This is a genomic window from Neorhizobium phenanthreniclasticum (genome assembly GCF_040066075.1).
GTDB classification, from domain to species: domain Bacteria; phylum Pseudomonadota; class Alphaproteobacteria; order Rhizobiales; family Rhizobiaceae; genus Neorhizobium; species Neorhizobium petrolearium.
Map to the genome: position 1 here is coordinate 25,649 of NZ_JBEAAL010000048.1, position 6,101 is coordinate 31,749.

Consider the following 6,101-nt stretch of genomic DNA (forward strand, 5'->3'; position numbering starts at 1 on the left):
CGCTCCCTCTTACAGAACTTCCGGAGCCAGCGAGATGATCTTCATATGGTTCTTGGCGCGAAGTTCGCGCGGAACCGGTCCGAAGATACGGGTGCCGATCGGCTCTTTCTTGTTGTCGATAAGGACCGCTGCGTTGTTGTCGAAGCGGATGACGCTGCCGTCCGGACGACGGATATCCTTGGCGGTACGCACAACAACCGCCTTCATCACATCACCCTTCTTGACGCGGCCGCGCGGGATCGCTTCCTTGATCGAAACGACGATGATGTCGCCGATCGAAGCGTACTTGCGCTTGGAGCCGCCCAGCACCTTGATGCACATGACACGACGTGCGCCGGAATTATCCGCCACGTCGAGGTTTGTTTGCATCTGAATCATGTCAGGTCGCCTTTTTCTAATGACCGAACCAAAGGACGCAAAGACGCCCTGTTTCGGCTTATGGACAGAATTTCGATGTGCGCGGGATGGGTCTTGCCAAGGTGGTTTCCCTGAAAGGGACCTTCCCTGCGCTCAAAGCAAAAGAACGCCCGTTGCCGAGCGTCCTGCGCCAATGCGCTGCTTCATACAGATATTTCAGCCAGACGCAAGGGCCTGGCTGCATTCTCTGCAAATTAAGCCTGGGCGGAAACGACCGTCCAGCGCTTGTCCTTGGAGATCGGCGCGCATTCCTCGATGGAAACCACGTCGCCAACCTTGTACTGGTTGTTCTCGTCATGCGCTTTGTACTTCTTGGAACGGCGGACCGTCTTTTGAAGCAACGGATGCGCGAATCGGCGCTCTACCCGGACAACAACGGTCTTCTCGTTCTTGTCGGAAACGACTACGCCCTGCAGAATGCGTTTCGGCATATTGTTCTTCCTTAAGCCTTGGCTTCTGCCGCCTTCTGGCGGGCAATGGTTTTCACGCGGGCGATATCCTTGCGGACTTCGTTGATGCGCGAGGACTTTTCGAGCTGACCGGTCGCCTTCTGGAAGCGCAGGTTGAACTGCTCCTTCTTGAGGTCGGCAAGCTTGTCCTTGAGCTGGTCGGCCGTGAGGCCGCGTACGTCTTCGGCTTTCATCGTGCCTTCTCCTTACTCTGCGATGCGCTGTACGAAGCGCGTCTTGACCGAGAGCTTGGCGGCGCCGAGGCGAAGCGCTTCACGCGCCGTGTCTTCCGGAACACCATCGATCTCGAACATGATACGGCCGGGCTTGACCTTGCAGGCCCAGTATTCGACCGAACCCTTGCCCTTACCCATACGCACTTCGGTCGGCTTGGCTGTGACCGGAACATCCGGGAACACGCGGATCCAGACGCGGCCGGCGCGCTTCATGTGACGGGTGATCGCGCGGCGGGCCGCTTCGATCTCGCGGGCATTGACGCGGTTGGGCTCCTGTGACTTCAGGCCGAATTCGCCGAAGGCCAGATCGAAGCCGCCCTTGGCCACACCCTTGATGCGCCCCTTGAACTGCTTGCGGTACTTGGTACGCTTTGGCTGCAACATTTTCTTACTTCTCCGAGCTTATCTTTCGCCAGCGCTTATCAAGCGTTTTCGCGTTCGCGGCGACGATCGCCACGATCGCGGTCACGGCTTGCCGGACCCTGCGCATCGCCTTCCAGCGCGCGACGTTCGGAAGCCATCGGGTCGTGCTCAAGGATTTCACCCTTGAAGATCCAGACCTTGATGCCGCAAATACCGAATGCGGTTTCGGCTTCAGCCGTACCGTAATCGATGTCGGCGCGCAGCGTGTGCAGCGGAACGCGACCTTCGCGATACCATTCGGTACGGGCGATTTCCGCACCACCGAGACGGCCGGCGCAGGTGATCTTGATGCCTTCGGCGCCGAGACGCATGGCCGACTGAACGGCACGCTTCATCGCACGGCGGAAAGCCACGCGGCGCTCGAGCTGCTGGGCGATCGACTGAGCGACCAGCGTCGAGTCGATTTCCGGCTTGCGCACTTCGACGATGTTGAGGTGCGTTTCCGAGTTGGTCATCGTGGAAAGCTTCTTGCGGAGCTTCTCGATGTCTGCACCCTTCTTGCCGATGATCAGGCCCGGACGAGCCGAGTGGATCGTGACGCGGCACTTCTTGTGCGGACGCTCGATGACAACCTTTGCGATGCCGGCCTGCTTCAGCTCCTGCATCAGGTAGGCGCGGATCTTCAGGTCCTCGTGGAGGAGCTGGCCGTATTCGGCGTTATCGGCGAACCAGCGGCTGTCCCAGGTACGGTTGATGCCGAGGCGGAAACCGATCGGATTGATTTTCTGGCCCATTATGCGGCCTCCCCTTTTTCCTCGACTTCGCGAACGACGATCGTCAGATGCGCAAACGGCTTCTCGATCCGCGAGGCGCGACCGCGGCCACGGGCGTGGAAGCGCTTCATCACGATCGACTTGCCGACATAGGCTTCGGAGACGATCAGCGAGTCGACGTCGAGGTCATGGTTGTTTTCGGCATTGGCGATCGCAGACTCGAGCGTCTTCTTCACCGTGCCGGCAATACGCTTGCGCGAGAACTCAAGCTCGGCGAGCGCGCGATCGACCTTCTTGCCGCGGATCATGGCGGCAACGAGGTTCAGCTTCTGGGGGCTGACACGGAGCGTGCGCGCAACTGCCTGCGCCTCGTTATCCTTCAGCCGGCGTTCGGTCTTAGCCTTCGCCATGATTACTTCCTCTTCGCCTTCTTGTCCGCGCCGTGACCATAATAGGTCCGGGTGGGAGCGAATTCACCGAACTTGTGTCCGACCATGTCTTCGTTGACGCTGACCGGGATGTGCTTCGAGCCATTGTAGACGCCAAAGGTCAAACCAACGAACTGCGGCAGGATGGTGGAACGACGGCTCCACATCTTGATCACTTCACTGCGTCCGCCTTCACGTACCTTCTCAGCCTTCTTGAGAAGATAGCCGTCAACAAACGGACCTTTCCAAACTGAACGAGCCATTGAACGACTTCCTCTCTTACTTCTTCACGTGGCGCGAGCGCATGATGAACTTGTCTGTCGACTTGTTCGAACGGGTGCGCTTGCCCTTCGTCGGCTTGCCCCACGGGGTCACCGGGTGGCGACCACCCGAGGTACGGCCTTCACCACCGCCGTGCGGGTGGTCGACCGGGTTCATGACGACGCCGCGGTTATGCGGACGCTTGCCCCGCCAGACGGTACGACCGGCCTTGCCGTCATTGATGTTGCCGTGATCGGGGTTCGATACAGCACCGATCGATGCAAGGCAAGAGCCGTGCACCAGGCGCTGCTCGCCGGAGTTGAGGCGCAGGATCGCCATGCCCTGGTCGCGGCCGACGAGCTGAACATAGGTGCCTGCAGAGCGGGCGATCTGACCACCCTTACCCGGCTTCATCTCGACGTTGTGAACGATGGAGCCGACCGGGATGTACTGCAGGGGCATGGTATTGCCCGGCTTGACATCGACCGCCTTGTTGGAAGCGATCACCTTGTCGCCGGCAGCCAGACGCTGCGGAGCGAGAATGTAGGCCTGCTCGCCGTCCGTATAGGTCACGAGCGCGATGAATGCCGTGCGGTTCGGGTCGTATTCCAAACGCTCGACCGTGCCCTCGACGTCGAACTTACGACGCTTGAAGTCGATCAGGCGATAGGTCCGCTTGTGACCGCCGCCGATAAAGCGAGCGGTGATGCGACCGTTGTTGTTGCGACCGCCGCTCTTGGAGAGACCTTCCGTCAGCGTCTTGACCGGCTTGCCCTTCCAGAGGCCCGAGCGGTCGACGATGACCAGCTGGCGCTGGCTCGGGGTCGTCGGATTGTAGCTTTTCAATGCCATTGTCTTATACCTCAGAGACCGGTGGAGACGTCGATCGTCTGACCTTCGGCCAGGGTGACGACAGCCTTCTTGACGTCCTTCTGCTTGCCGATGAAGCCGCGGAACCGCTTCACCTTGCCCTTGCGGACAAGCGTGTTGACGGCCGTGACCTTCACGCCGAACAGCGCCTCGACGGCAGCCTTGATCTCCGGCTTGGAAGCAGTCTTGGCAACGTTGAAGACGACCTGGTTCTGCTCGGATGCCAGCGTCGACTTTTCGGTGATCGCAGGAGAAACGATCACATCATAGTGGCGAAGATCGGTCACTTGAAACGCTCCTCTAGAGCTTCCACAGCAGCCTTGGAAAGCACGAGCTTGCCGCGGCGCAGGATGTCGTAAACATTGATGCCCTGAACCGGCAGAACATCGACATTCGGGATGTTCTGGGCAGCGAGCTTGAAGTTGCTGTCGAGTTCGGCACCGCCGATGAACAGTGCATTGGTCAGGCCGAGCGTCTCGAAGGAGCCGGCAAGAGCCTTGGTCTTGGCTTCAGCGGCGACCAGGTTGTCGACGATGATCAGATCTTCAGCCTTCATCTTGGCAGAGAGAGCGTGACGCAGAGCCAGCGCACGGACCTTCTTCGGAAGATCATGTTCGTGGCTGCGGACGACCGGACCATGGGCCTTGCCGCCACCGCGGAACTGCGGAGCGCGAGCGGAATGGTGACGAGCGCGGCCCGTACCCTTCTGCTTGTACATCTTCGAACCGGTGCGGGCGATTTCCGAACGGCCCTTCGACTTGTGAGTGCCCTGCTGCTTCTTGGCGAGCTGCCAACGAATCATGCGGGCCAGAATGTCTTCGCGAGGATCGAGTCCGAAAATCTCATCCGACAGGGAGACCTTGCCGGCGTCTCTTCCCTCGAGGGTCTTGACGTTATATTCCATTGTAGCTGGCTCCCTTACTTCGCGGCCGACTTGACGGCGTCGCGAACGACGATCCACGAGCCCTTGGAGCCGGGAACGGCACCCTTGACGAGGATCAGGCCACGGTTTTCGTCGGTGGAGACGATTTCGAGGTTCTGGGTGGTGACGCGCGTCTGGCCCATGTGACCAGCCATGCGCTTGCCCTTCCAGACCTTGCCCGGATCCTGGTTATTGCCGGTCGAACCATGCGAGCGGTGCGAAACGGACACACCGTGCGTGGCGCGCAGACCGCCGAAATTGTGGCGCTTCATGGCACCGGCAAAACCCTTACCGATCGAGGTGCCGGTGACGTCCACCAGCTGGCCGGCCTGGAAATGGGCGGCCGTCAGCTCGGTGCCGACATCAATCATGTTGTCTTCGGAAACGCGAAACTCGACGAGCTTCGCCTTCGGCTCGACATTGGCGACGGCAAAGTTGCCGCGCATCGCCTTGGACGTGTTCTTCACCTTGGCCGTGCCGGCGCCCAGCTGAACAGCCGTATAGCCATTCTTCTCGACGGTGCGCTGCGCGACGACCTGGCAGTTGTCCAGCCGCAATACGGTTACCGGGATATGCTCGCCGGCGTCGTTATAGACGCGGGTCATTCCCACCTTCTGTGCAATTACACCCGAACGCATCGGTTCAATCCTTCTCACTCAGTCTGAAACCCTGGCCGAAACCAAGGTCTCAGAGCTTGATCTCAACATCGACACCGGCGGCGAGGTCGAGCTTCATCAGCGCGTCCACCGTCTGCGGCGTCGGGTCAACGATATCGAGAAGGCGCTTGTGGGTGCGCATCTCGAACTGCTCGCGGCTCTTCTTGTCGATGTGGGGGGACCGGTTAACCGTAAACTTCTCGATGCGGGTCGGAAGCGGAACGGGGCCCCGGACGCTAGCACCGGTGCGCTTCGCCGTCGACACGATCTCGCGCGTGGAAGCATCGAGAATCCGGTGATCGAACGCCTTCAGGCGAATGCGGATATTTTGGCCGTTCATTCGACGTTATCCTTGTTGTCTGTTATCCACGTGCCCAAACGAAACGGCACGGGTTGTTCTTCTTCCTAAGGCGGACCACCGGTTTCAAAGATCGAAGGGGACGCCGCAACCGGCATCCCTTTCCAGTCTCCAGGCCCTTAAGGCCCACCTTATGTGTTTGATTTCTGCCTCTAGGCGAAGCAGGAGCAAATCGCGCTGGCGCGCCATTTGCTACATTTTTATGTCATAAGCAAGCGGCTATCCGCCGCTTGCTTAAAAAGATCACTCGACGATGGATGCGACGATGCCGGCGCCGACGGTGCGGCCGCCTTCGCGGATGGCGAAGCGCAGCTTCTCTTCCATCGCGATCGGCACGATCAGCTCGACGTCGACCGTCACGTTGTCGC

13 protein-coding genes are annotated in these 6,101 nt (G+C 59.8%); all 13 read right to left on the minus strand.

Going from position 1 to position 6,101, the window contains the following annotated elements:
* Positions 1–9: 9 nt before the first annotated feature.
* A complete protein-coding gene (gene rplN, locus ABK249_RS32280) occupies positions 10–378 on the minus strand; it encodes a 50S ribosomal protein L14 (protein WP_007770138.1) in 369 nt (122 codons plus the stop codon).
* A 233-nt stretch (positions 379–611) separates the two neighbouring features.
* Positions 612–848, minus strand: coding sequence for a 30S ribosomal protein S17 (gene rpsQ, locus ABK249_RS32285; RefSeq protein ID WP_003495195.1), 237 nt, complete (start codon positions 846–848; stop codon positions 612–614).
* 11 nt (positions 849–859) lie between these two features.
* On the minus strand, positions 860–1,060 hold the full coding sequence (rpmC, locus tag ABK249_RS32290; RefSeq protein WP_037151107.1) for a 50S ribosomal protein L29: 201 nt from the start codon (positions 1,058–1,060) through the stop codon (positions 860–862).
* Between the two features lie 12 nt (positions 1,061–1,072).
* Positions 1,073–1,486: a 50S ribosomal protein L16 gene (rplP, locus tag ABK249_RS32295; protein WP_037151105.1), complete on the minus strand. Its 414-nt coding sequence runs from the start codon at positions 1,484–1,486 to the stop codon at positions 1,073–1,075.
* A 38-nt stretch (positions 1,487–1,524) separates the two neighbouring features.
* On the minus strand, positions 1,525–2,259 hold the full coding sequence (rpsC, locus tag ABK249_RS32300) for a 30S ribosomal protein S3 (RefSeq protein WP_037151102.1): 735 nt from the start codon (positions 2,257–2,259) through the stop codon (positions 1,525–1,527).
* The gene (rplV, locus tag ABK249_RS32305; RefSeq protein WP_037151099.1) at positions 2,259–2,648 is read right to left on the minus strand and encodes a 50S ribosomal protein L22; all 390 of its coding nucleotides are present in this window, start codon (positions 2,646–2,648) and stop codon (positions 2,259–2,261) included. Before rplV ends, rpsC begins: the two co-directional genes overlap by 1 nt.
* Positions 2,649–2,650: 2 nt before the next feature.
* A complete protein-coding gene (gene rpsS, locus ABK249_RS32310; protein ID WP_029620128.1) occupies positions 2,651–2,929 on the minus strand; it encodes a 30S ribosomal protein S19 in 279 nt (92 codons plus the stop codon).
* A gap of 16 nt (positions 2,930–2,945) precedes the next feature.
* Positions 2,946–3,779 (minus strand): 50S ribosomal protein L2, encoded by an 834-nt coding sequence (gene rplB, locus ABK249_RS32315; RefSeq protein WP_037151096.1) that lies wholly within the window; start codon positions 3,777–3,779, stop codon positions 2,946–2,948.
* Positions 3,780–3,790: 11 nt separating this feature from the next.
* The gene (locus ABK249_RS32320) at positions 3,791–4,084 is read right to left on the minus strand and encodes a 50S ribosomal protein L23 (protein ID WP_037151093.1); all 294 of its coding nucleotides are present in this window, start codon (positions 4,082–4,084) and stop codon (positions 3,791–3,793) included.
* Complete coding sequence (gene rplD / locus ABK249_RS32325; protein ID WP_348864831.1) at positions 4,081–4,701, minus strand: 50S ribosomal protein L4; 621 nt, start codon at positions 4,699–4,701, stop codon at positions 4,081–4,083. The genes ABK249_RS32320 and rplD overlap by 4 nt, the downstream gene beginning before the upstream one ends.
* 14 nt (positions 4,702–4,715) lie before the next feature.
* Positions 4,716–5,357, minus strand: a complete 642-nt coding sequence (gene rplC / locus ABK249_RS32330) for a 50S ribosomal protein L3 (protein ID WP_037151085.1) — start codon at positions 5,355–5,357, stop codon at positions 4,716–4,718.
* A gap of 49 nt (positions 5,358–5,406) precedes the next feature.
* Positions 5,407–5,715 carry a 30S ribosomal protein S10 gene (gene rpsJ, locus ABK249_RS32335; protein ID WP_003547547.1) on the minus strand — a complete coding sequence of 103 codons (309 nt, stop codon included), beginning with the start codon at positions 5,713–5,715 and terminating at the stop codon, positions 5,407–5,409.
* A gap of 261 nt (positions 5,716–5,976) precedes the next feature.
* Positions 5,977–6,101: EF-Tu C-terminal domain-related protein (locus tag ABK249_RS32340; protein ID WP_462139379.1), on the minus strand; the 125-nt coding region annotated here is incomplete at its 5' end.

What these genes read in the sequence shown, in the direction of transcription:
- rplN (WP_007770138.1), bottom strand. Translation starts at nt 378, where the DNA reads ATGATTCAGATGCAAACAAACCTCGACGTGGCGGATAATTCCGGCGCA.
- rpsQ (WP_003495195.1), bottom strand. Translation starts at nt 848, where the DNA reads ATGCCGAAACGCATTCTGCAGGGCGTAGTCGTTTCCGACAAGAACGAG.
- rpmC (WP_037151107.1), bottom strand. Translation starts at nt 1,060, where the DNA reads ATGAAAGCCGAAGACGTACGCGGCCTCACGGCCGACCAGCTCAAGGAC.
- rplP (WP_037151105.1), bottom strand. Translation starts at nt 1,486, where the DNA reads ATGTTGCAGCCAAAGCGTACCAAGTACCGCAAGCAGTTCAAGGGGCGC.
- rpsC (WP_037151102.1), bottom strand. Translation starts at nt 2,259, where the DNA reads ATGGGCCAGAAAATCAATCCGATCGGTTTCCGCCTCGGCATCAACCGT.
- rplV (WP_037151099.1), bottom strand. Translation starts at nt 2,648, where the DNA reads ATGGCGAAGGCTAAGACCGAACGCCGGCTGAAGGATAACGAGGCGCAG.
- rpsS (WP_029620128.1), bottom strand. Translation starts at nt 2,929, where the DNA reads ATGGCTCGTTCAGTTTGGAAAGGTCCGTTTGTTGACGGCTATCTTCTC.
- rplB (WP_037151096.1), bottom strand. Translation starts at nt 3,779, where the DNA reads ATGGCATTGAAAAGCTACAATCCGACGACCCCGAGCCAGCGCCAGCTG.
- rplD (WP_348864831.1), bottom strand. Translation starts at nt 4,701, where the DNA reads ATGGAATATAACGTCAAGACCCTCGAGGGAAGAGACGCCGGCAAGGTC.
- rplC (WP_037151085.1), bottom strand. Translation starts at nt 5,357, where the DNA reads ATGCGTTCGGGTGTAATTGCACAGAAGGTGGGAATGACCCGCGTCTAT.
- rpsJ (WP_003547547.1), bottom strand. Translation starts at nt 5,715, where the DNA reads ATGAACGGCCAAAATATCCGCATTCGCCTGAAGGCGTTCGATCACCGG.